The following is a 23,043-nucleotide window of genomic DNA, read 5'->3' as shown; positions in this document are numbered from 1 at the left end:
TAGAAGGAATAAATTTGAAAATAGAAAAAATTAAAATAAAAAATTTTAGATTGTTAAAAGATTCTGTATTAGAAATGAAAGATGAATTATCCTTATTGATAGGTAGAAATAATAGTGGTAAGACATCTTTATTAGTATTGTTTGAAAAGTTCTATAATAATGATTCCTTTCAATATGATGATTTTAGTTTATGTTTAAGAGAACAAATTAATACTATAAATGAAGATACTAATATTTTAGATTTAACTATACAAATGATTTTAGAGGTAAGCTATAATCAAATAGATAATTTAGAACATTTATCAGAGTTTATTTTAGATTTAGATCCAGACAGTAATAGCGTAAAAATACTATTTGAAGTTACAATAAAAAAAGACAAGTTACTCCCTCTTTTAGAACTACTTACTGAATCTAATAAAAAGATTAGATATTTAAAGAAAAATCTACATAACTATTTAAAAACTTCTATTTATTCATTTGAAGATGAAGAGGATTTATTAGAAGAAAATAGATATAAATTAATTAAAAAAGATATAGGTCAAATTAGAAAATTAATTAATTTTCAGATTATACATGCAAAAAGAAATGTTTCAAGTTCTGATGATAATAAAGGTAAAAAAATATTATCAATTATGACTACAAAATATTTTAATCAAAAAAGTATTAGTAATACAAATTTTTCTGATATTAATACAAAAATGATTGAAATGGATGAAACGTTAAATGACGAATATAACACTGAATTTAGAAACTTTCTTACCTCAGGGAAAGATTTCTTAAATTTAGACACTTTAAAAGTCGTATCAGACTTAGAATCAAATGAAGTTATTTCTAATTCATCAAAAGTAGTATATGGTGATACTTCAAATCATTTACCAGAACATTTAAATGGTCTAGGTTATATGAACATATTATATCTCCTTTTAGACATAGAAATGAAAAAAGAAAGTTTTATAGAAGAACAAAAAGATATAAATTTATTATTCATAGAAGAGCCAGAAGCACATACACACCCACAAATGCAATATAAATTTATTGATAAAATAAAAAAAGTTTTTGAAGAAATCGATAATTTACAAACACTAATAACAACACACTCAGCTCAAATAGTTTCTAAGTGTGATTTTAAAGATATAAGATATTTATTAAATGAAGATAATCAAAATATTAAGATTAAAAATTTTCATGCTGAATTAAAAGAATTATATGCAACAGAAGAGGAAGAATTTCAATTCATAGAACAGTATTTAACTTTACAAGCTTCAGAATTGTTTTTTGCAAATAAAATTATATTTATAGAGGGAACAACGGAAAAAATGTTACTTCCCTATTATATTAATAAATTTGACGAAGAGAAAATAATTGACCCAAATTACGTACCAATTTCTTCTCAAAATATTTCAATTTTAGAGGTAGGTGCTAATGCTGAAGCCTTTGATAAGCTAGTAAGGTTCTTTGATATTCAGACTTTAATCATAACAGATATAGATACAACGTTAAAAACAACTAATCCTTCAGGTACTACTTATCCAGCACATAAAGTTGATGGAGCAACTCACACTAGCAATGCAACAATTAAAAAATATTTTAACGCACCAGATATAAACTCTGTTGATTTTCCACAATGGTTTAATGATTTAAAAAATAATACTTTGTCAATTACTGATACAAGTAAAATAAAAGTCTTTTATCAAATAAGTGAAGATAGTTATCATGCAAGAAGTTTCGAAGATGCTTTTATAAAAGTTAATTTGACTGAGTTAATTACTCAAAAAGATAATTTAAGGGGTTTACAAAATAAAATTGAATTGGTTGATACTACAGAAATATATGATTTAACAGAGAGAATATTAAAGAAGAAATCAGATTTTGCATTTTCATTATTGTATTTGGCTTTATCAAAAAATATAGAATGGGGAATGCCTTTATATATAAAAAATGCTTTAGAATGGATTCAAAATGACGCCTCTTGATAAGATAAAGCAATCTATTGAAGAAAATAAATCTTTTGTTCTTCAAGGTGGTGCAGGTAGTGGTAAAACTGAAACATTGAAAGAGGTTTTAGAATATATTACTGAAAATTATCCAGATAAAAAAGTTGCTTGTATTACACATACAAACTTAGCAGTTGATGAGATAAAATCAAGAGTTGGGGAACAATACACAATCAGTACGATTCATTCTTTCTTAAATTCGATTATCAAAGATTATAAAAAGAATATATCTCAATGTATTTTTGAACTTTTTAAAGTTGAAAAAATAGAACGAAAAGAAATTGAGTTTTATGATGGTGATGAAAAATTACAGAAAAAGAAAGAACATGAAAAGTATAAGAAAATATATGAAAAATATGCAAAAAAACTATTTACTATTCAATCTGAAAGTATAGGAAAAGCAATTGGAAAAAGAGAATATGACAAAAGTCCAAATACTTATAACGAAGAATTAAATAACTTAATTGATAGTTTAAATGAAATAATAAAAAGTCAAATTGAAGAAAAAGAGTACAATAAAATTAAGTATAATGAAACACGCTTTGATAGTTATAGTGATTTAACTTTTGGACATGATGGATTATTAGAAATATCATATCAACTGTTTAGTACATTTCCTAAAATTGGTAAAATTCTTCAAGATAGATTTGATTATATTTTTATAGATGAATACCAAGATACTAATGAAAAAATTATAAAAGTCTTTTTAGAATGTCTACCTGAAAATGAAAGAACTCTTATTGGTTTATTTGGTGATTCAATGCAGTCAATTTATAGTGATGGGATAGGAGATGTTCAAAAGTACATCTCAAATAGTTTATTAAATGAGATACCTAAAGAAGACAATTATAGATGTTCTGTTCAAGTTAAAGATTTTATTAATAAAATTAGAAATGATGGTTTAAGGCAAGAGGTTGCCTTAAAACATAGTGAAAATAGTTTAGATGAAAGGCAAGGTACTGCAAATTTTTATTATTCAATAGTTGAAAGTAAACCAAATGTATTTTCAAGTCAAGAAGATAAGAATGAATATATAGAAAAAATAAATAAGTTAATAGATTTAGCAAATTTTAATCAACCAAATTCTAAATTATTAATGTTAACAAATAAATCCATTTCTACAGAAGCAGATTTCTTAAATCTTTATAATACTTTTGCACAAAGGTATCAAGAACCTAAAGAGTATATTGAAGTGGTGCTAATAAAACTGCAGTTCATGGATTTAGTTGAACTTTGTCAATCTTATGCAAATGGTAAGTATAACTATATTTTAAGTGAGTTAAAAAAAGTTGGTTATCCAATGAAAACTATAGAAGATAAGCAGAGACTTAAAGATAGTATTGAATATTTATTAGAGTTCGAAGGAAGTGCAATTGAAGCAATAAGTTATGCTTTTGAAAATAATTTATTAAAAAAGTCTGAGTCTTTTGAATCATATATTGCAAGGAAAAATGCTTTTTTATCAGGTTTAACGAATGATGAATATCAAACTTTTAAAACAAACTATTTCAATGATATGAATACATTAACAAAAATGAATAAAGCTGGTATTGAGATTGAAGAAGAACAATTTAAAGATTTAGAGAGAGAAGTTAAAAAAGAGAAGTTCTTTATAGGTTTATTTTCTCCTGATGTAACTTTTCAAGAAATTACAAACTACTACAATTATATAAATGAAAAAATGAATTATATTACAATGCATAAAACAAAAGGTACTGGAATAGATAATGTTATAGTAGTATTAGATGAGTATTTTTGGAATGAATATGATTTTACAAATCTATTTGACTCTAGTAATAATGAGGCTAAAAAAATTGACAGTCAAAAACTTTTTTATGTTGCATGCTCAAGAACAAAAACAAATTTAACTTGTGTAAAACTAATTAAAGAAGAGGAAGAAAGTAATTTGTTAACATTTTTTTCAGATGCAATTAAAATAGATTTATAGGAAGGAGTATTTCTTATGTATGATATAATTGAATTAGAACCTAAAATAGTATTAATGTTTAAAGCTTATCATGGTGAAGAATCTTTTACATTTACTAAAAGTGATGTTTTAAAAATTGCTACTATGCCTGGAAAAAAATGGAATACTGAAAATAAAATATCTTTACAAAATAATCATTTTTTTGCAATTAGAGATATGAATGAATTTCAATACTATTATATTTCTGGAAGTGGAACAAGGGGTTCTTCAGCAATATATTATTTTCCAAATATAGCAAAAAAAATATTTGAAGCTATTAATGAACTTGGTTTTGGAGATGAAGATTATCCCATTATTAAGATAACTGAACAAGATTATTTTCTTAATGAACCTATCTAAATCCCTCTACACAAAAGGTATCTAATGCTCCAAAGCACTTTGTTAAAAGTATAAGTCAAGTGTTTTAACACCAATAGATGAAGAAGCACAGGCTATATTTGAAACGGGAAACTTGACTACATTATTGATTAAAAAAGAGTATATATGAATAATTATTATAAAAATAAATATGAAACATTATTGAAAAAAGAGTTTAACGAAGAAGAATCAATAAAAGAAATATTTAATGTATATCTAGATGATAAACCAAAAAGTTTAAAAAAGATGAAAAGAAGAGATTTGTTTTGGTCTTTTATTGAGGGGTTAAATCTTAACAACTATTTCAGTTCATTAGAATTTAGATTGTGTATTAAAAAAGCTTTTAATGAAAATTATATCTTTAAAAATGAATTTATTAAGGATGTAGTCAAATTAGAGAAGAAAGTTTTTCTTGATGCAATTAAGTATTCAAAAATATTTTTAAAGAAATCAGACCCAAATTTTATCAATATAAAAAATTATTATAATGAAAAAAATATTGAACAAGAGTTTTTTTTAACTTGCGATATTATCTCTAACAAATATGATTATTTACTACAAAAAAAAGAAAAAGCAGGAGTTCGATTAAATAGTTACGCATATTTAAATCTATTATGTTCAATAGGTCTATATCTTATGAAACATGTTTCAGATAATACTATATTACAAAACTATGAACTAAACGGTAAGATTTTAAGTGAAATTTTAAAAGATAGATTAAAGACAAAAGATAAGAAAAAAGGTGAATATGAATATGAAAAAAGTGCGAAAAAAGTAATTGATTTAATTTCACCTAAAAATAATTTCGACGATTTAAATAGATTAGCAGATATAGTAAAAGTTTATAAAGAATACTATCTTTTTAACGAAAATGAAATTTCAACTTTTTGCTTTGATAATAATTTTTCATTTGAATTGAAAGATAAAACATTAAGCTTAAATGTAATTGATATCTCAAAATATAATAAATGGTTAAATGATAACAATAAGATAGATAGTTTTTTTCTATATTATTTAGAATATGCAATATCTTTATTTGAATCATTATTAAAAGAAGAAACTTTTGGTACAAAAGAAAATGATATTATTAATAAAGAAGCTTTTATTCAAGCAAGAGGCTTAGATTTAATTTTAAAAAAAATCTATGGAATCGAAGATGATTTGTATATTTCAAATAATATAACAATACCTATATCTGATACTTTACATAGTTTTAGTAGATTAAATATATTTCACAAGTATTATTTCGTTGATAATTATTTAAAAAAATTAGAAAGTTATAGTTGGACAGAAGCATATGAAAAATTCTTGTTTGAAGGTTTAATGCAAGGTAAACAAAGACTTCCTATTATTATTGCAAATCAATATGATTTTTCAAATAATAGTAATAATAGTAATAATAGTAATCCTTCCTTTCCTGAGCCAGTTAGAAATAATGTTGAAGATTTTTATACTTATGATTTAAAAAACATTGTTTCTAATAAGGAATTAAAAGTTCCATCAATATTTGAAAAACCTTTATTAAAATTAGACAACATGGTTTTTACTTTTCCTTTTTTAATAGGATTACAAAATATAAATACATCAGTGATTAACAATATATTGAATATTCATTATAAAAGAACAAAATTTAGAAAAGATGAAGTACAAAATAGTGAAAAAAAACTAGCTACATTATTTGAAAAATTAGGGTTTAATGTAAAAGCAAATTATATGATTCAATGTAGTGAAGAATATGAAGTAGGAGATATAGACTTAATATGTGAAAAAGATGGTTATTTGTTTGTTTTAGAATTAAAATCTACATATATTAGAACATCATTTGAAAATATATGGAATTATAAAACCTCAGTTTTAAGAAAAGCTTCAAATCAATTAAGAAAAAGAGAAAAGTTAATTAATAGATTAATAGAAGAAGAGAATAAACTTTTTTTAAAATCATTCAATAAACCTAATCAAATATTTTCTTTGATTATTGATACAAGTTTTGAATTTGACCATGAGATTATTAATGGCTATTTAAAAGTTTCTATGTTTGAAATGATAAATTTACTTATAGCAGAAGATGAAATTTTATATCCTGATGGTTTTAGAGTTGATAGGTTTATTAAAAATATAAATGAAAATATTTTTTGGAAAGAAGTAATTAAAATAGAAAATGTTTTGGTAAATGAGGAGAATATTAATTATATTATTCCAAGAGAATATTAAATAAAGGTAAACTACAATGAACCTATCTAAATCCCTCTACACAAAAGGCATATACCTAAATTTTACTTTTACTTTTAAGTACAAAGTTTGCGACTAGGGTATTTTAGTCCAGACTTTGTTGAAGCCGAGCACTTTACCTTTTAAAGCGGAAAAAGCCGAAACTTGTTTGACGAAAAAAAAGTGATAAACTCACTTTTTCGAGGAGTTTTGCAGGCTAGCTTTAAAAAGTGAAGTGTGAGGGAACTTTAGCTTCAACAACTCGTCTGGTTGCTTTTTGTCTTACTTTTTACAACTATGCTGGAGTGAAACGACTAAATTCCGAAGGACAAAAAGTGAGAAAGCGGAGAACTATGTTCTTCAAGAGGTTTACATACAGTTAGAACTATTCAAATAAGTTTTTACTGTACATCTTTACTTATTTCGACTTTCTTTTGTGATGTTAATCCTGCTTGCAGGCAAAAAGAAAGTAACAAAGAAATCACCCACAATATTTCGAAGGGAAACTATATTAATGCAAAAATATTTTCACATCTTTTTCTATTAGACTTTTAATATAAGAGTTTAAAGAAATGCCCATTTTTAAAGCATTTCTAACAGCAGCCATATGTAACTCACTTCCTGTTCGTACGTTGAAAACACCCTTAAAAGCTTTTTGAGGTTCACGCCCTAGTTGTTTGCAAGTTTCTATATACTCATCAACTGCATTTTTAAAGTTTTTTTCTAAATCATTCGCATTATTGGCTTCAAAAGTTACTAAATCATTTATCATATCTAACTTACCAAAGAAGCATTTGTCTTCTTGAGAGTATTCAATAGTGCCAATATATCCGTTGTATTCAATAGTATTAGACATTTAGATAATCTCCTTTAATTTATTCTGTATTTGTTTTATAATATAAACTTTTAAAATATCACTTGGATGTGGTTTATGAAGATTTAAAAGTAAATCTTTTTCTTTACTGTAAAATTTTATTGCAGAACCAGCACCTTCAATCTTTTCAAAACCTAAAGAATTAAGTAATGAATTTAATTCTTTAAATGTTAAATCTTTTCTTGGAGGAATCTCCAGAAATTTTAATAAAAGTTTATCTTTTTTACTCATAATTATAGTACCATATTTTAGTTACAAATGCAAATAATATTTTGATATAATAAGAATTTTTAATTAAGACCATTATTCTCTCCTTTTATATTAGAAATATTAACTAGTTTTAGAAAAGATAATCAAAAAAATTACAATATGTAATAAATATAAGTAAAAAATGAGTTAGGTGATAATAATCCTTGTAAGAAATTGAATCTCTACCTTTAAATATATTAATAGGGTATTTTAGTCTAGCCTTTAATCAAAAATCTGGATAGCAAACTCCAACTTCTAATCTAAATAAATCACATCCAAATCTTCTTCTTGAGTATTATTTTTAATATATTCTAAAGCTCTAAGTGCAAGGGTACATTTTATATTATTTACATCCACATTTTCAATAATCCAAAGTAAATAATCACTATTTACATCAACCCATTTATAATTAGAATATTTTCCAAAACCTATTTTTTGGGTTTCTATTGGGGAGTTATATATTTCTTCTAATTGTTCTTTGGCTTGTATATTTCCCATATCTGCAAGGCCATTTAGATATTCAGTTGATAGTTTATTCCACTCTAAACCGTTATATATACCAAAATCAATTGTGTCTGACATTTATCTGATTCCTTAGTTTATTTTATGATACTATTTTCTAGTTGGGGATATATTTAAAGCAAAAGTTGATTTGTGAATTACTAAAGAAACAAGAAAAAGGTTTTTTTGGAAAAAAATTATAAAAATTATACTCTTGAGTTTAAACATCATAGGAGATATTAAGAATAGCTTTAGAAGAAGCTAGGCTAAATAGCCTAACTTACTTTTTAAATCACTCCAAGTTTATTTAAAAACAATAAAACAATTGCAATAGGTACAATAAATCTTACTAAAACCAACCAGATTTTAAATACTGTTTGAGGAACATATTTAGTAAAGATTTGTTTCAATTTGTTTGTATCTGTAAAGAAACCTAAGAAGATACAAGTTACAAATCCTGATATTGGCATAGCTATAGAAGATGTCAAATAATCCAACCAATCAAATAAATTTTTATTAAAGAATGTTAATAAAGAACCATAATCTTTACTCATAGATAATAAAGCAAAAATACCTAAAATATAAAAAAATGAACCAGCAATTACCGTTGCTTTTTTTCTTGTTATTTTATATGTTTCCATTAAATACATTAATGGTGGCTCTAGTAGTGAAACTGCTGATGTAATACCTGCAAATAATAAGGCTACAAAAAAAGCTAAAGCAATTATTTGTCCAAATATTCCCCATCCTCCAAATATTAGTGGCAATGATATAAATACAAGACCAGGACCAGCTGTACTTTTTGCACCTGCTGCAAAAAGGAAAGAAAAGATGATAACTCCTGCAATTAATGCAACAGCTGTATCAACCATTGCAACCATTATAGAAGACTTTATAAAGTTTCCATCTTTTGGCATAGAAGCAGAGTAAGTAATAATAATAGCCATACCAAGAGACAATGTGAAAAATGCTTGTCCTACAGCTGCTAAAATCGCGTTTTCGTCTATTTTTGACCAGTCAGGCATAAACATAAACTCTAAAGCTTTTGAAAAAGAATCAAGGGTAAAAGAGTATGCTAATAGACCCAAAAGAATAATTGCAAGTAGAGGCATTAAGATTAGGTTTAACTTTTCAATACCATTTTTTACACCCTTTAAAATAATATAAATTACTGTTGACGTAACAATAGTATGAAATAAGATTTGTAATCCTATTTTTTCAGTAATTAAGGTTGTAAATACTGTTTTGGATTCTTCTAAAGTAGTTGGAAGTCCTGTAAAAGATATAATGATATAATTTAAAATCCAACCAATAATAAAAGCATAAAAAGATAAAATTACAATTCCAGAAAATATTTGAAATCCTGCCCATCTCCAGTTTTTGTTTTTTGATTTTGAAACAATCTGATATGCAGCAGCTGCATTTGCTCTTGATTCTCTACCTATATACGATTCTGCAATAAAAATTGTTAGACCAATAAAAGCAATAGCTAACAAATAAATAAGTACAAAAGCTCCTCCTCCATTTTCACCTGTTACATAGGGAAATTTCCAAATATTACCAAGACCAACAGCAGATCCTGCTGCTGCTAAAATAAATCCAACTCTTGAAAATCCTGTTTTCATCTATATAGCTCCTAATTTATTTAATAATAAAATTACAATAGCAATAGGAACAACAAATCTAATTAAGAAATACCAAGTATTAAAAACACTTGATGAACAGTGTGCTAAGAATTTTTCTTCTAAAAGTTTTTTATCAACAAAATACCCTAAAAATACGCAAGTTAAAATTGCTGCAAGGGGCATCATAACTGATGAAGTCATAAAATCCATAATATCAAAGGCGTTTTTCCCAAAAAAAGTTAACTCATCTGCATAGGTTTTTGACATAGAAAGTAGGGCAACTATACCTAAAATATAAAAAGTTGAACCACATATAATTGTAGCTTTTGCCCTTGTGATTTTAAATCTTTCAATAAAAAACCTAAGTGCTGGTTCGATCATTGAAACAGCTGATGTAATTCCTGCAAAAACTAAAGCAACAAAAAACGACACAGCAATTATATGACCTAATAATCCCCATCCTGAAAAAATAACTGGAAGAGAAATAAACACTAGTCCAGGTCCAGCAGCACTTGGTGCTCCTGCTTCAAAAAGAAAAGAAAAGATAATCAATCCTGCTACAATTGCAATTGTAGTATCAACTGCTGCTACATAAAAAGATGATTTAACAAAATTAGTCTTTTTAGATAATGATGCAGAATATGTTAAAATAGTACCCACTCCAAGAGACAATGTAAAAAAAGCTTGTCCTAATGCAGCTAATAAAGCATTTCCATCAATTTTACTAAAATCAGGAATAAACATAAAAGATACTGCTTGAGAAAAAGAATCAAGTGTAAAGGCATAAATTAAAAGACCTATTAATATTAATCCTAGTAAGGGCATCAATATCAAATTGATTTTTTCAATTCCTTCCTTAATCCCTTTTAATACAATAAAAACAACAGACCCCGCAATTAAAGTATGATAAATAAGAAGAGAGCCAATATCATTTGAAATTAAGTTTTCAAATTTTGCACCAGCAATTTCTGTTTTTGTAGGTAAGGTATCAAATGAACTTACAACATAATTTAAAATCCAACCTAAAACAACAGAATAAAAAGATAGAACAATTAAGCCTGTTGCAACCATAAAACCAGCTAGTTTCCAATTTGGATTTTTAGATTTTGACATAATTACAAATGAAGTTGATACATTTGCTTGACCATTTTGACCAATTACAGCTTCTGCAAGAAATACAGTAAGTCCAATAAACAAAATAGCAACAAGGTAAATTAGTACAAAAGCACCTCCACCATATTCTCCTGTAATATAAGGAAACTTCCAAATATTACCAAGTCCAACAGCAGAACCAGCTGCTGCTAAAATAAATCCGATTCGTGAGAATTTATTAACCATACAAACCTTTTTTTTAATTTTTGTAATTATAGTGAAATGTAAATGAGATTTTTATGTAATGAGTAAAATTATCCTAAAATCTTGTCAAGTATATATTTAAAATATATTTATTAATGTTATCATATAAAAAAATAAAACTTTAAATTTGAATGATGAAAGTAAGTAAATGAATCTCTCTAAATCCCTCTACACAAAAGGTATTCAATGCCCCAAAGCCCTTTGGCTTAAAAAATATAAACCAAGTGTCCTAACACCACCAGATGAGCAAGCACAGGCTATATTTGAAACAGGAAATATAGTTGGGAACTTTGCTTGTCAACTTTTCTCTGAGGGTAAAGAAGTACCTTTTACAAGGGAATATGATGAGATGATAGCTACAACTAAAAAGTGGCTTGATGGAGGTGTGCCTAGTATTTATGAAGCTACTTTTAACTACGAGGGTATTTTAGTCATGGTGGATATTTTGACTATTTCTAATGGTGAAGTATCTATTTATGAAGTTAAAAGCTCTACAGAGGTAAAAGATATATATCTTCATGATGTATCTATTCAGTATTATGTTTTACAAAACTTAGGCTTTAGTATAAAAAGTGCAAGTGTAGTACATATAAATAGTGAGTATGTAAGAGGTGAGTCTTTAGAGTTAAATAAGCTTTTTAAGATAGTTGATGTTACAAGTGCGGTGCAAAACTTACAGACAAATATCCCAAGCATATTAAAAGAGTTTGAAATATATTTGAATGATAAAGAAAATGAGCCAAATATTGATATAGGAAAACATTGTAACAAACCCTATGAATGTGATGCAAAAAATTATTGTTGGAAAGTGCAAAGGGATATACCTGATTATTCTATATTTAATATCTTCAATCTTGGAAGTAAAAAGCAAGTTGAACTATACAATAATGGTATCATAGATATTGCAGATATCCCAGAAGATTTTGATATGACTACTATTCAAAAACAAGCAATAGAAAACTATAAATCAAAAGCAAGCTACATAGACAAAGAAAATATCAAAGCCTTTTTAGAAAACCTAACCTACCCAATCTATCACTTAGACTTTGAAACCTATCAACAAGCCATACCAGAGTATAAAGGACTAAAACCCTTTGAACAAATCCCTTTTCAATATTCACTTCATATTGAATATGAAGATGGAAAATTAGAACATAAAGAGTATTTGGCACAAGATAGTGTTGATAGTAGATTCGAACTAGCCCAAAAGTTATGTGATGATATACCAAATAATGTAACAGTATTAGCTTATAACATGAGTTTTGAAAAAGGTGTGATAAAAAGACTAGCAAACACATTTACAGACCTTGAACAGCACTTATTGGCTATAAATGAAAACATACAAGACTTAATGACACCTTTTAAAAAGAAGTGGTATGTAACTGCTAGTATGAATGGAAGCTACTCTATAAAGTATGTCTTACCAGCGCTTGTACCTGAGTTTGAAAAAGCTTACAAAGAGTTAGATGGAGTTCAAAATGGAAGCCAAGCCATGAATGCCTTTGCAAATATGAGCAAGCTAGAAGAACAGCAGAAGTTGAAACTTAGAAGTGCACTTCTAGAGTACTGTAAACTTGACACTTTGGCTATGGTGAAGGTGTTGGCAAGATTAAGAAAGCAAGTCTAATTTAATTTTCATCTAAAATTCTATCTTCCATCTTTGAAATAGCAGATCTTAGTATTTTACTATCAAAACCAAATTCTTCTGCTTTTGCAACTGCTTCTTCAATAATTTTAGAATCAAACGGTTTTACTATATTACATAGTTTTTTTACAACATGTAAAATTTGAGCATGCTTTTTATGCTCTGGTAAAGCTTTTTCTGGGTTGTCACTGAATTTTATATAATTTATGATATTTTTAGTCAAATTCCAGTGTTTAAATATAGCAGAAGTAACTTCTGCTGTTGTCATACCAACATATTCTTTTTCAATGATTTCTAATTTGTCAAAATTACTTAAAATCTTTTGTGAGAACTCTTGGGTTTTATTTTCTTCTACAATGGCATTATTTATAATAAATTTTCCACTTTCTTGTAAAAAAGCAGACAAAAGTAATTCATTTCTTAGTTCATTATCAAGTTTTCCAATCCAAAGGTTCACAAGATTTGATTGCATATTTGCTATTCTCAAGAAATCATCACTTGAAGCATTGTATGCATTTAAATCACTATCTAAAGCTCTTTTTATACCACTTCCTAAAGCAATAGAAATTGTAAAATTAACACCCAATAAATTAACTGCTCTATTTAAAGTATCAACTTTGCTCACAAATCCAAACATTGCAGAATTTGCTGTTTTTAATATACTTGAAACCATAAGAGGATCTTGTTCTATAATTTTACTTAGTGCTTCAATATCATAATTACTAGTACTTTTAAAATCTTCAATATCAAGTAAAGTTTTAGGTAAAGGAGCCAAGGTATCAATCTTTTTTAGAAGTTCAATGTATGTCATATAAATCCTTAAATATAATAGTTATTTATCAATGTTCTGTTAAAGAGTTTTTAGCTATATCTTTTAATGGTTTTATTAAGTATCTTAAAATACTTTTTTTACCTGTTAAAATATTAATATTAGCAGCCATACCAGGTAGAATTGGTGTTTTATTGTCAAATCCAAGTTTATTTGCTTTTACTTTTATAAAGTAGTTCAGATTACCAAGTTTATCTTCTGTGCTATCCGGAGATATAGATATAATTTTACCTTCTAATAAACCATATCTTGAAAAATCATAAGCAGTTATTTCTATAGAAACTTTTTGATTAGGCCATATTTGTGCTCTATCTGATGCTCTTATTTTTGCTTCAATAATCAAAGAGTCTTCTATAGGTGTTATTTCTGCTATATTGTCTCCTGGTTTAATTATTCCACCTACTGTATTAAAATAAAGTTTATTAACTATTCCATTTACTGGGCTTATAACAAATTTTCTTAATTCTCTATCTTCACTTGCTTTGTATTTTTCTTCTATTTGTTTGATCTGAAGATTTACTTCTGACAATTGTTTTAAGTTTTTTGATAATATTTCAGAATTTACATTTTTATATTTTTTTTCAGATTCATTTATCTCTTCTTGGGCAATTGGAATTTTACTTTTTAATTCTTGTATTTCTGTTACAAGCGTTTGTTTTTTAGCTAATTCTACTAAATAATTCTTTCTTGAAATAATATTTTTTTTAAGTAAAGCATCTTGAATCTCCATATTTTCTTTTGCAAGTTCTAATTCAACTTGAATATTAAAAAATTTGGTTTTTAATTCTTCTAGTTTTAATTTCTTTTGTTTTAATTGATTTTGGGCAATGCCAATTAATCTTTTTTTATTTGCCATCTCTTCATTATAAATATCAACTTCATTTTTTATTATGTTATCCATATCAAAAGTTAATTCAGAAGGAAAAGATAACTCTTTATCTTCAATTAGTGATTCTAGTCTTTTAGCTTTTATTTTAAGTGCCATAATTTCTAAATTTTGTGATTTTTTATCTGCCATAAAATATTTATTTTTGATTCTATATAAGATATCACCTTTTTTTACTCTATCTCCCTCTTGAACCAAAATTTTTGATATGATACCACCTTCAAAGTGTTGTAGTATTTTTGTTTGCCCTGATGGGATTACTTTCCCTTCTCCTTTTACTACTTCATCAATATCTGTAAATGTAGCCCAAATAAAAAAAATCACTACAAATAAAATCATAGGATAAACAACTATTTGGTAGTTCCAATCTTCATCTTGGTAATATAGCTTCATCTTTTTACCTCTGGATTTCTTAGGGCTTGTAGAACAGCATCTCTTGGTCCATTAGCTACAATTTTACCCTCATTGATAACGATAAGTCTATCAACTAATTCTAAAGCTGCAAATCTATGTGTAATCAGAATCAAAGTTTTTTCTTCTACAATATTCTTCAAATTAAGCATTAATTTTTTTTCTAATCCAACATCTAATCCTGTTGTTGGTTCATCCAAAATCAAAATTGATGGGTCATTTGCTATTGCCCTTGCAAGACCTACTAAATGTCTTTGTCCTGTACTTAAATTAGAACCTCTTTCACCTACAGGTATACCATCACCTTGACCACTTTTTTTAACTAAATCTTCTAATCCTGTCAATTTAATTAATTCCATCATCTTTTCTTTACTGATAGGTTTTGATAGCTCAATATTTTCTTTTAGAGTTCCATTGAATAAAAATGGTTCTTGTGCCATTACCCCTATATTATCCCTTATTTCAACAGGATGTATTGTTGAAATATTATGATTATCTATAAAAATACTACCTTGTGTTGGATGAAGTAAACCTGTAAGTAATTTTAATAAAGTAGATTTGCCAGCACCTGTTTGCCCAATAATACCTATTTTTTCACCTCTATTAATTTTTATATTAATATTATCCAATGATGGATACTTTGCATTTTTAAAGTAAAAAGAGACATTTTTTAGTTCGATATCTCCATGTAGTTTCCCAAGTCCTATCTCAATATTCTTTTCATTTTCTAATGGCAAACTCCAAAAATCTCTAAGATTTGTAAGTGAGTCTTTTATCTCTTTAAACTTTATGACCATAGATGAGATATTTATAACTGGTACCATTGCTCTACTTGCCAATATTGTTACAGCAATTAATCCACCCACACTTAAATTTTTGTTTGATATTTCAAATACTCCTACAGCTATTACAAGAATTGTTGTTAGTTGAATAAGTGATTGTGAAATATTAATAGCAAAAGTATTTACTTTTTGTATTTTCACTTGAACATCTTCCGTATGTGAGATGATACTTCTCCATTTGAAAATTTTAGATGATAGTGCATTTGATAGTTTAACCGTATCAGTTGCTTGAATAGATTCAATTAAAAAGTTATGTTTAGATTGCACATTATCCAGATGTTTTTTGCTCAAATTAGAAATAGGTATTTGTAAAGATAAATTTATAACTATTATAGTTATTGAAATAAAAAGTGGAACCATAGCAACAGTTGATGAAATCAAGAATATAGTAATCAAAGCAAAAAAGAAAAATGGGAAATCAATCAATTGCATAATCGTTCTAGTTGCAAAAAAATCTCGAACAGTTGAAAGTTCTTTAAACAAATTAACTTTAGCTCCTGTCATCATCACATCATATTGTGCTTGCAAAGCTAAAACTCTTTTCATAAGTGCTTCTTCAAAATAAATAGAGAGTTTTTTACCAGTTTTATCAACAATATGACTTCTTGCACTTTTAAATACAAGGTCAAAAATCAATACAATTATTAGACCAAGACTTAATACAAAAAGTGTATCATAAGCAGCATTTGGAACAACTCTATCATATACAATCATTGTAAATAATGGTGTAAATAAAGCAAAGATATTAATAAAAAAAGTTAAAATACCAACTTCAACATAAGACTTCCAAAAAGATTTAATGGGGTTCCAAAACCAATTATTATCGATGGTTTTATCTAATAACTCTTTTTTTGTATCTTCCCTAAAAATTAAAATTGCTGTATTATATTTTTTTAACTCTTTATAGCTGATTTCAGTTACTTGTTCTCTCAAAGAATCATAAATTTCTATTTTTTTATTTGCTATGTTTTTTCTATAAATTACAGAGTTGTTATTTTCATCTATTATTATGCATGGTAGGAAATGTGAGGGAATATCTTGTGCATTTAAATCTTTTTTGATACATATTAATCCAATTTGTTCACAAACTGTAAAAATTGAGTCAATATCAAAATCATCATCTTTTATGGCATCTAAACTTAATATGGTATTTACACTAACTTCACCATAGTAAAAATCTAGCATATATTTAAAAGTAGGTAGAAGATTTTTTATAGCATTCAAAATAAACCTTAGTATTGTAAAATGGGGAAGATTTTAACTAAAATATCCTTATAGAAAAGTAATAATTTAAGTTATACTTATGTTTCTATAATGTATCATTGCCACTTATTAAAATTTAGGAATAATTAAGAATGTTTACATTTATCAAGCGACTTCAAGAATTAATTGCAAAGCTTAAAAAGAATAAAGGTATGTGGTTTACTACCTTAACTGTGTTATCTGTTATGGGAATCTTTTTTTGTATGTATGTTATAACTACAATGACAGACAGAGTTTCAAAAGAAGTATATGCAAGTATGACTAAAAATTATGAAAACATTCTAAAAATAAGAATAGAAAATAAAAAGAAAGAGTTTGAAAAATTATTTGTTTCTATAGAACAAAATGGAACTCTATTAGGTGGAATTGAGAACAATAATAAAATAATGTTTGAAGCTATTTCAAATTATTTAAATGAAGAATTTTTAAAAATGGGGTATCCAGATTTAAAAATAAAAATTTATAATGTTGAAAATAAAGATAAAGTATTAAGAAATACAATCAATACTGTAATAAACACAAGAAAACCTCTTTTTGGGTCAGAAGTTCTACCCGAAGGTGTATTTTATTCATATCTTTCTCCATTGATAAGAGATGGAGAAGTTTTTGGTGTTGTTGAATTTAGAGATTCAATACACTCTTTTCAAAGTGATTTTTTAAGACAAGGTAGTGACTATGTTTTTATTTTAGACAAAAAGATGTTGCCTTTTATCTCTTTAGAATACAAAAATAATAGATATGAAGAGATAAATGAACAATTTATTTTTGAAAAAGCAAGATATGATACTCTTTTTTCAACAACAATTAAAAATATTGAAGAAGAAAAATTTCATAAATTTTTACAGTCAAAATATATTGTTGATGATGGTTATTTTAGATCAATAAAGAAAATTACAGATATAAATGGTGCAGAAATTGGTTATATGATAGTAGGAGAAACTACAGAAAGTAGTGGTGGATTTGTTCATATTGCTGAAAATATGACAAATACTGTAACTACAGTTGCTTTAGGGCTTATAATATCTATCATTTTATTTTTATTTTAAGGTAAGTAATGAGAAGACTTAAAATATTAAAAATATATTTTATATTTTGGCTTTTTATATTTTTCTTAGTTTTTTCAAACTTTGATAGTTTCATAAACTTTTTTATGGCCACTCTTACTTTTAATATTGCTGTACTTACAATTTTGGGAATTGGTATGGTTATTGTTTATCATGCGGCATTTAGATTAACAATGCTTGCTGGTACATTTGGGATATTGGCATATAAAAAGGGCGATGAATTAATTTATTATCTAAATGGTATTGATAAAATTATGCCAGCAAATATTGCTCATATGTTTTATAAAAGAGCAAAATCTGGTACTTTATATTTTACTCAAAGCGAAGCAAAAGATGTTACAACTTGGTTGGAAGAGAAGTTTGAAAATCAAAAGATATATATAAACTTCTTTACAGCAACTGCCTTAATGATAGGTCTTTTTGGAACATTTACAGGACTTTTAAAATCAATTGATGAAATGGGTGCTATTGTATTATCTCTAGGTGGAGATATTAATTTAACTGAAGTTATTGGTAGCTTTTCAGGACCTTTAAGTGGTATGGCAATTGGATTTGGTTCATCATTATTTGGTGTTGCTACTGCTATTATTTTAAGTTTAAAGACATATATCCTAAGTAGAAATCAAGAAACCTTTATAGAGGGTATAGAAGATTGGATGAAGGGTAAAATCATTGATACCCAATCTGATGAAGTAATTCAACAGTTCAATGAGGCCTCAGGAATTCGTACAACTGTTACTAATGCTGTAAGTTCTTCTAATCAAAATAGTGGTATTTCTGGGGAACTTGTTATTCGTAAGTTTTTAGATATCTTCTCTGAGTCCATGAGTGAATTAAAAGATGATCTTAAAAAAAGTAGTGAAGCAAATGAAGTTTTATTTAAAATTTTATCTGATAACTTGGAATCAAGTTCAAAAATAACTGGAAATCAACTTACTTTATTGGAAGGCATTAATAATTCAATCAAAGAATTAAATATAAATCAATATAGTAACTCTAATACTTTAGATGAATCGATACAAAGCTTAGCAAATATTGCAACAAGTCAAAATAAAAATATAAGACAATTATTGGAAGTGCAAAATCAGAACAATGAAATGATGATGGATTTTATGAATAAATTTGATGCAAGACTATCTAAAATTGAAAACAAGTAATTGGATAAATAATGGGTAAAAAACGCGTTGAAGAATTTAATCCTTGGCCACCATTTGTTGATATTTTTTCTTCTGTAATATTGGTTTTGCTACTTTTTTTATTAATTACTATTGTTAATATCGCTTATTATGCACAGTTTAAATTCAAAGTTTCTTATACTGGAACAATTGCTACAAATGAATTAATTCTTCAAAATAGTACCTCTCAAGTTTCTAAAAAAGAAAAAATTGATGTAAAGATAGATGATCCTATAGAAAAAACAGAAGATATTGGTGATATACAAAGTGCTGGTAAAGATTTAAGTAGAATTTATGAAGATGATAATACAAAACAAAAAATAATATCATCTGATGATTATCTTGTGATTAATTTTGGAAGCAATACTATAAAACTAGATGATCCAATTATTGTCCAAATTAAAGATTTTATTGCAAAAGTAAAAAAGAAATATCCTAATCATATTGTTCAAGTAAGTGCTGTTGATCCTACAAATCAAATTAGTGCTACGGTGATGAAACAAATATCATTAGCTCGTACTTTAAATGCAAGGAATCTTGTTAGAAAGCTTAATTATAAAAGAAAAGATGTTCAAGTTGATTTACTAAATCCAAAGAGTTTAAATATTAATAATAAGAATGAATTTGGTTATCTTATTCTTAAAGTAGAGAAGAAGTAGTGTTGAAAATAATTAAATTATCTATTTTATTTATATTTATTTCGTTTAATTTATTATTTGCCAATAGTCCAGATAATAAAGAAAAAAGTCTTCCTTCGGAGGAGTCTGTTAAAATAGAAGTAACTCCAAAAAAACTTCTTGAAAAGACTAAAGGAATGGAGAGAATTTCAGGAAAAGATACGGGAAAGACTGCAATTTTTTCTAAACCTATTGAAAAAAGTTTGAAAAAAATTTTTGGCGAAGAAAGTACATCTGATGCAAAAAAATACGAAAAGGTAACATTGATAGATGTAGTATTGGAGACTATTTCAAATAACTATAAAGTAAAAGTTGCTAGAGAAAAAGTAAGACAAGCCCAAATTGATTTGGATACTGCATATTCAGGATATAAGCCAACTATTGATTTAGAATATAGTAATGCTCGTACTAAACTAGATCCAAGCGATGATGGTCGTAATACTGACGCAAATAAATACAATGATGAAACAATAAAACTTCAATTAAAACAAAATTTATATTCAGGTGGTGCTACTGAATATAAAATCAAAGGTTTAAAAAAGAGTTTAGAAGTTGCAAAAAACCGATATGAGCTTTCAATAGCAACAGAAATTCAAAATGCTATTAAAGCATATATGGGAGTTGTATTCTCTCACCAATCACTATTAGTTACAGAATCCAATATGAAATCACTTAAAAGAATACTGGAAATAGTTACAACAAAATATAAATTGGGTGCTGCTACTATTGGAGATTTAAATTCTATTAAGGCTAGTGTTTCAAACGCAGAAACAAAACTTAGTAAAACAAACTCTAAGTTTGTAGAGGCCTTGAGATATTATGAATATATTGCAGGAGAAAAATTCAAAGATACTTTACCCTATGAATACAACTTTAAAATAAAAGTTGGTGAATTAGATAAGTTGATTGAGGAGAGCTTTGAAAATAATTTGAATATTGTTAGTTATCGATTGACTATTGAATCTGAGCGTAATAAATTAAAAAGTGCACAGTCTTCATTTAAACCTAAAGTTGATCTTGAATTATCGAGTACAAGAATATTTAGCAAAGATGCTTTACCTGAAGATCTTTATATCCAAAATAGAACTTCTGCAATGATTAAAGTTAAGTATAATTTATATAATGGTGATAAAGACTATAACAAGGTTTTATCAGTATATAGTACGATTAGAGAGGTTAATTATAAAATTGAAGAAGAAAAAAGAAAATTAAAATGGATAATTTCAAACTTGCATCAATCTTTGCATTCACAAGATGATTCTATTCAAAGTACAATTGATGAAGTAGATTCTTCAAATGTTACAGTGGAGTCTTATTGGGAAGCTTTTAAAAATGGAGAACAAGATTTACTAACACTTTTAACTGCACAAAGACAACTAAATACGGCACAAGTCTCTTTGATAGAATCTTATCAAAATAGGTTAAATGATTATTATAAACTATTATTTGAATCAGGTGCTCTTGTAGAACATTTTCAACTAGACCCTACAAAAGATAATTTTATTGATTTTACAAAAAGTAATTATAAAAAGAAAAACTCAGCACTAAGTGCTGAACAAGTAAATTTAATGGAATTTGCAAAAAGAAAAGAAAAAAAAGAAAAAGAAACGACAGTTCAAAAAGTTGATACCTTAGAAGATATTTTAAAATTTAAAGATAAATTTTTAGATACTGATGATGATTATTTTACAATTTATATTGGTAAGTTCAAATCTATTTATGATACTTTTAATTATATAAAAAGTAATAAGTTCTCTAAAAAATCTTTCATGGTGGATGAACTAGAAAACTATAAGTTTAAAAATGTCTTGGCATATGGTATTTTTGAAACAAAAAAAGATGCTAATACTGCTGTGGATTCATTGAAAAAAGTTGAAAACAAAGAGTATAAAGTTGTATCAATTGGGAAAATAAAAGATTTATATAAAAAATATATAGATGGTTATGATCAATTAAAACCAAAAGAATTAGTTGAGACTAGAACAATTAAAATGGTGCCAAAAGCTCCTTCAGAATATTTCACAAATAAAGAGTTCAAAGATAAATTTTTATTAGCAAATGAAGATTATTACACAATTAATCTTGCTACTTTATCAAATCTTGATAGTGTAGTAAGACTTGTTAATCGTGAGAATCTTTATGATAATTCATTTATTTTTAGATATGGTCCAAAAAAAGAGTGGATAAAAATTGTTTATGGGGTATATGATAGTTATGAAAAAGCAGAACTTGCCTTAAATTCATTATCTAGTGATGTAAAAGATAAATATTTTCCTATTATTGAAAGCATTAAAAGTAAACAAGATTTATATAAAAAATATTCTGATTTGAAATTAGGAACTCCAAGTTTTTCTACTAAAAAAGGAGAGTTTGTCAAACTTTCAGAAGAGACAAAAACCCATTTAAGAGATGCAAAAACAAAAAAAATTATTCAAAAGAAAGTTCAAGATAAACCTTCAATAAATGAAGAGAAAATAGAGAAAATAGAAAAAATAAAAGATAAAGAAAAACCATCTTCAGAAAAATATACAATTAATGCTGTAAAAATCAAAAAAGATAAAGTAAATTGGTTCTTAAATAGGTATGAATTGAAAAATTATAATATAAAAGATTTGGGAGATGAAAAAGTAGAGATAAATTTAGGCACTTTTGATAGTAAAGAAGATGCTTTAAAAGCTTTAAATAAATATCATCCATATATTCAATCTAGTGCAAAAATAGTAAAAGAGTAATAAATGACAATACGAAATAAGATTTTTATATTTATAGCTTTTATAATTATTTCTATATCTTTATTTGTAATATCATTAATGTACTCTTCTGAAAAAGCACTGATTGAATCAAATTTTGAAAAAACTAATCAAAAAAATAGAGAATTTTTAATAAGTACTTTACAAAAGAATCTTTTAATAAACAAAGAAGAAGTAATCAATAACATACTTGATATGACACTAAATAATACAAATATCAAATATATAAAAATCTTTTTTGAAAACTATTTATTTACGAAAGAAGCATTAATAAAAAACTCAATATATCCTCATTATTCTAATTGGAAAATTAGTGATGTAAGTGTAGATGCTAGAGTAGGGTATATAAA

At 26.3% G+C, this 23,043-nt stretch carries 18 protein-coding genes; 10 read left to right on the top strand and 8 right to left on the bottom strand.

What is annotated here, in order from left to right; translation table 11 throughout:
* Nucleotides 1-14 precede the first annotated feature (14 nt).
* From CRU95_RS11855 to CRU95_RS11840, 4 genes are all read left to right on the top strand, one after another.
* Nucleotides 15-1,973 carry an ATP-dependent endonuclease gene (locus CRU95_RS11855; RefSeq protein ID WP_129101330.1) on the top strand — a complete coding sequence of 653 codons (1,959 nt, stop codon included), beginning with the start codon at nt 15-17 and terminating at the stop codon, nt 1,971-1,973.
* A complete protein-coding gene (locus CRU95_RS11850; RefSeq protein ID WP_129101329.1) occupies nt 1,960-3,942 on the top strand; it encodes a UvrD-helicase domain-containing protein in 1,983 nt (660 codons plus the stop codon). The genes CRU95_RS11855 and CRU95_RS11850 overlap by 14 nt, the downstream gene beginning before the upstream one ends.
* 15 nt (nt 3,943-3,957) lie before the next feature.
* Nucleotides 3,958-4,320 (top strand): hypothetical protein, encoded by a 363-nt coding sequence (locus tag CRU95_RS11845; protein ID WP_129101328.1) that lies wholly within the window; start codon nt 3,958-3,960, stop codon nt 4,318-4,320.
* Nucleotides 4,321-4,464: 144 nt separating this feature from the next.
* Nucleotides 4,465-6,549 carry a hypothetical protein gene (locus CRU95_RS11840; protein WP_129101327.1) on the top strand — a complete coding sequence of 695 codons (2,085 nt, stop codon included), beginning with the start codon at nt 4,465-4,467 and terminating at the stop codon, nt 6,547-6,549.
* A gap of 508 nt (nt 6,550-7,057) precedes the next feature.
* Here the strand turns inward: CRU95_RS11840 and CRU95_RS11835 are convergent.
* From CRU95_RS11835 to CRU95_RS11815, 5 genes are all read right to left on the bottom strand, one after another.
* Nucleotides 7,058-7,402, bottom strand: a complete 345-nt coding sequence (locus CRU95_RS11835; protein WP_129101326.1) for a type II toxin-antitoxin system HicB family antitoxin — start codon at nt 7,400-7,402, stop codon at nt 7,058-7,060.
* Nucleotides 7,403-7,651 (bottom strand): type II toxin-antitoxin system HicA family toxin, encoded by a 249-nt coding sequence (locus CRU95_RS11830; RefSeq protein WP_129101325.1) that lies wholly within the window; start codon nt 7,649-7,651, stop codon nt 7,403-7,405.
* A gap of 273 nt (nt 7,652-7,924) precedes the next feature.
* Nucleotides 7,925-8,251, bottom strand: coding sequence for a hypothetical protein (locus CRU95_RS11825; RefSeq protein WP_129101324.1), 327 nt, complete (start codon nt 8,249-8,251; stop codon nt 7,925-7,927).
* Between the two features lie 206 nt (nt 8,252-8,457).
* Nucleotides 8,458-9,795, bottom strand: a complete 1,338-nt coding sequence (locus tag CRU95_RS11820; RefSeq protein WP_129101323.1) for a sodium-dependent transporter — start codon at nt 9,793-9,795, stop codon at nt 8,458-8,460.
* Nucleotides 9,796-11,133, bottom strand: coding sequence for a sodium-dependent transporter (locus tag CRU95_RS11815; protein WP_129101322.1), 1,338 nt, complete (start codon nt 11,131-11,133; stop codon nt 9,796-9,798).
* 166 nt (nt 11,134-11,299) lie between these two features.
* Here CRU95_RS11815 and CRU95_RS11810 point away from each other — a divergent pair, with 166 nt between their 5' ends.
* Nucleotides 11,300-12,778, top strand: coding sequence for a DUF2779 domain-containing protein (locus CRU95_RS11810; RefSeq protein ID WP_129101321.1), 1,479 nt, complete (start codon nt 11,300-11,302; stop codon nt 12,776-12,778).
* A 1-nt stretch (nt 12,779) separates the two neighbouring features.
* Here the strand turns inward: CRU95_RS11810 and CRU95_RS11805 are convergent, their stop codons facing one another.
* The 3 genes from CRU95_RS11805 to CRU95_RS11795 are packed head-to-tail and all read right to left on the bottom strand — an operon-like array spanning nt 12,780 to nt 16,988.
* Nucleotides 12,780-13,607, bottom strand: coding sequence for an HDOD domain-containing protein (locus CRU95_RS11805; protein ID WP_129101320.1), 828 nt, complete (start codon nt 13,605-13,607; stop codon nt 12,780-12,782).
* A 28-nt stretch (nt 13,608-13,635) separates the two neighbouring features.
* Nucleotides 13,636-14,904, bottom strand: a complete 1,269-nt coding sequence (locus tag CRU95_RS11800) for an HlyD family type I secretion periplasmic adaptor subunit (protein ID WP_129101319.1) — start codon at nt 14,902-14,904, stop codon at nt 13,636-13,638.
* Entirely contained in the window at nt 14,901-16,988 is a 2,088-nt protein-coding gene (locus tag CRU95_RS11795; RefSeq protein ID WP_129101318.1) for a type I secretion system permease/ATPase, read from the bottom strand. Before CRU95_RS11795 ends, CRU95_RS11800 begins: the two co-directional genes overlap by 4 nt.
* A 131-nt stretch (nt 16,989-17,119) precedes the next feature.
* Between CRU95_RS11795 and CRU95_RS11790 the strand changes: the two genes are divergently transcribed.
* From CRU95_RS11790 to CRU95_RS11770, 5 genes are all read left to right on the top strand, one after another.
* A complete protein-coding gene (locus CRU95_RS11790; RefSeq protein WP_129101317.1) occupies nt 17,120-18,073 on the top strand; it encodes a hypothetical protein in 954 nt (317 codons plus the stop codon).
* A gap of 8 nt (nt 18,074-18,081) precedes the next feature.
* Nucleotides 18,082-19,248, top strand: coding sequence for a hypothetical protein (locus CRU95_RS11785; RefSeq protein ID WP_129101316.1), 1,167 nt, complete (start codon nt 18,082-18,084; stop codon nt 19,246-19,248).
* Between the two features lie 11 nt (nt 19,249-19,259).
* Nucleotides 19,260-19,925: a hypothetical protein gene (locus CRU95_RS11780; RefSeq protein WP_129101315.1), complete on the top strand. Its 666-nt coding sequence runs from the start codon at nt 19,260-19,262 to the stop codon at nt 19,923-19,925.
* Between the two features lie 2 nt (nt 19,926-19,927).
* A complete protein-coding gene (locus CRU95_RS11775) occupies nt 19,928-22,675 on the top strand; it encodes a TolC family protein (RefSeq protein WP_129101314.1) in 2,748 nt (915 codons plus the stop codon).
* A gap of 3 nt (nt 22,676-22,678) precedes the next feature.
* On the top strand, nt 22,679-23,043 hold a 365-nt coding region (locus CRU95_RS11770; protein WP_164969777.1), incomplete at its 3' end, for a hypothetical protein.

This window comes from Arcobacter sp. F2176 (genome assembly GCF_004116465.1).
Classification (GTDB): domain Bacteria; phylum Campylobacterota; class Campylobacteria; order Campylobacterales; family Arcobacteraceae; genus Arcobacter; species Arcobacter siniprincipis.
This window is presented reverse-complemented; position numbering and strand designations above follow the sequence as displayed.

Excerpts from the sequence above, each read along its gene's own strand:
- CRU95_RS11820 (WP_129101323.1), bottom strand. The coding sequence starts at position 9,795 with ATGAAAACAGGATTTTCAAGAGTTGGATTTATTTTAGCAGCAGCAGGA.
- CRU95_RS11825 (WP_129101324.1), bottom strand. The coding sequence starts at position 8,251 with ATGTCAGACACAATTGATTTTGGTATATATAACGGTTTAGAGTGGAAT.
- CRU95_RS11815 (WP_129101322.1), bottom strand. The coding sequence starts at position 11,133 with ATGGTTAATAAATTCTCACGAATCGGATTTATTTTAGCAGCAGCTGGT.
- CRU95_RS11830 (WP_129101325.1), bottom strand. The coding sequence starts at position 7,651 with ATGAGTAAAAAAGATAAACTTTTATTAAAATTTCTGGAGATTCCTCCA.
- CRU95_RS11800 (WP_129101319.1), bottom strand. The coding sequence starts at position 14,904 with ATGAAGCTATATTACCAAGATGAAGATTGGAACTACCAAATAGTTGTT.
- CRU95_RS11840 (WP_129101327.1), top strand. The coding sequence starts at position 4,465 with ATGAATAATTATTATAAAAATAAATATGAAACATTATTGAAAAAAGAG.
- CRU95_RS11810 (WP_129101321.1), top strand. The coding sequence starts at position 11,300 with ATGAATCTCTCTAAATCCCTCTACACAAAAGGTATTCAATGCCCCAAA.
- CRU95_RS11850 (WP_129101329.1), top strand. The coding sequence starts at position 1,960 with ATGACGCCTCTTGATAAGATAAAGCAATCTATTGAAGAAAATAAATCT.
- CRU95_RS11845 (WP_129101328.1), top strand. The coding sequence starts at position 3,958 with ATGTATGATATAATTGAATTAGAACCTAAAATAGTATTAATGTTTAAA.
- CRU95_RS11835 (WP_129101326.1), bottom strand. The coding sequence starts at position 7,402 with ATGTCTAATACTATTGAATACAACGGATATATTGGCACTATTGAATAC.
- CRU95_RS11805 (WP_129101320.1), bottom strand. The coding sequence starts at position 13,607 with ATGACATACATTGAACTTCTAAAAAAGATTGATACCTTGGCTCCTTTA.
- CRU95_RS11785 (WP_129101316.1), top strand. The coding sequence starts at position 18,082 with ATGAGAAGACTTAAAATATTAAAAATATATTTTATATTTTGGCTTTTT.
- CRU95_RS11790 (WP_129101317.1), top strand. The coding sequence starts at position 17,120 with ATGTTTACATTTATCAAGCGACTTCAAGAATTAATTGCAAAGCTTAAA.
- CRU95_RS11780 (WP_129101315.1), top strand. The coding sequence starts at position 19,260 with ATGGGTAAAAAACGCGTTGAAGAATTTAATCCTTGGCCACCATTTGTT.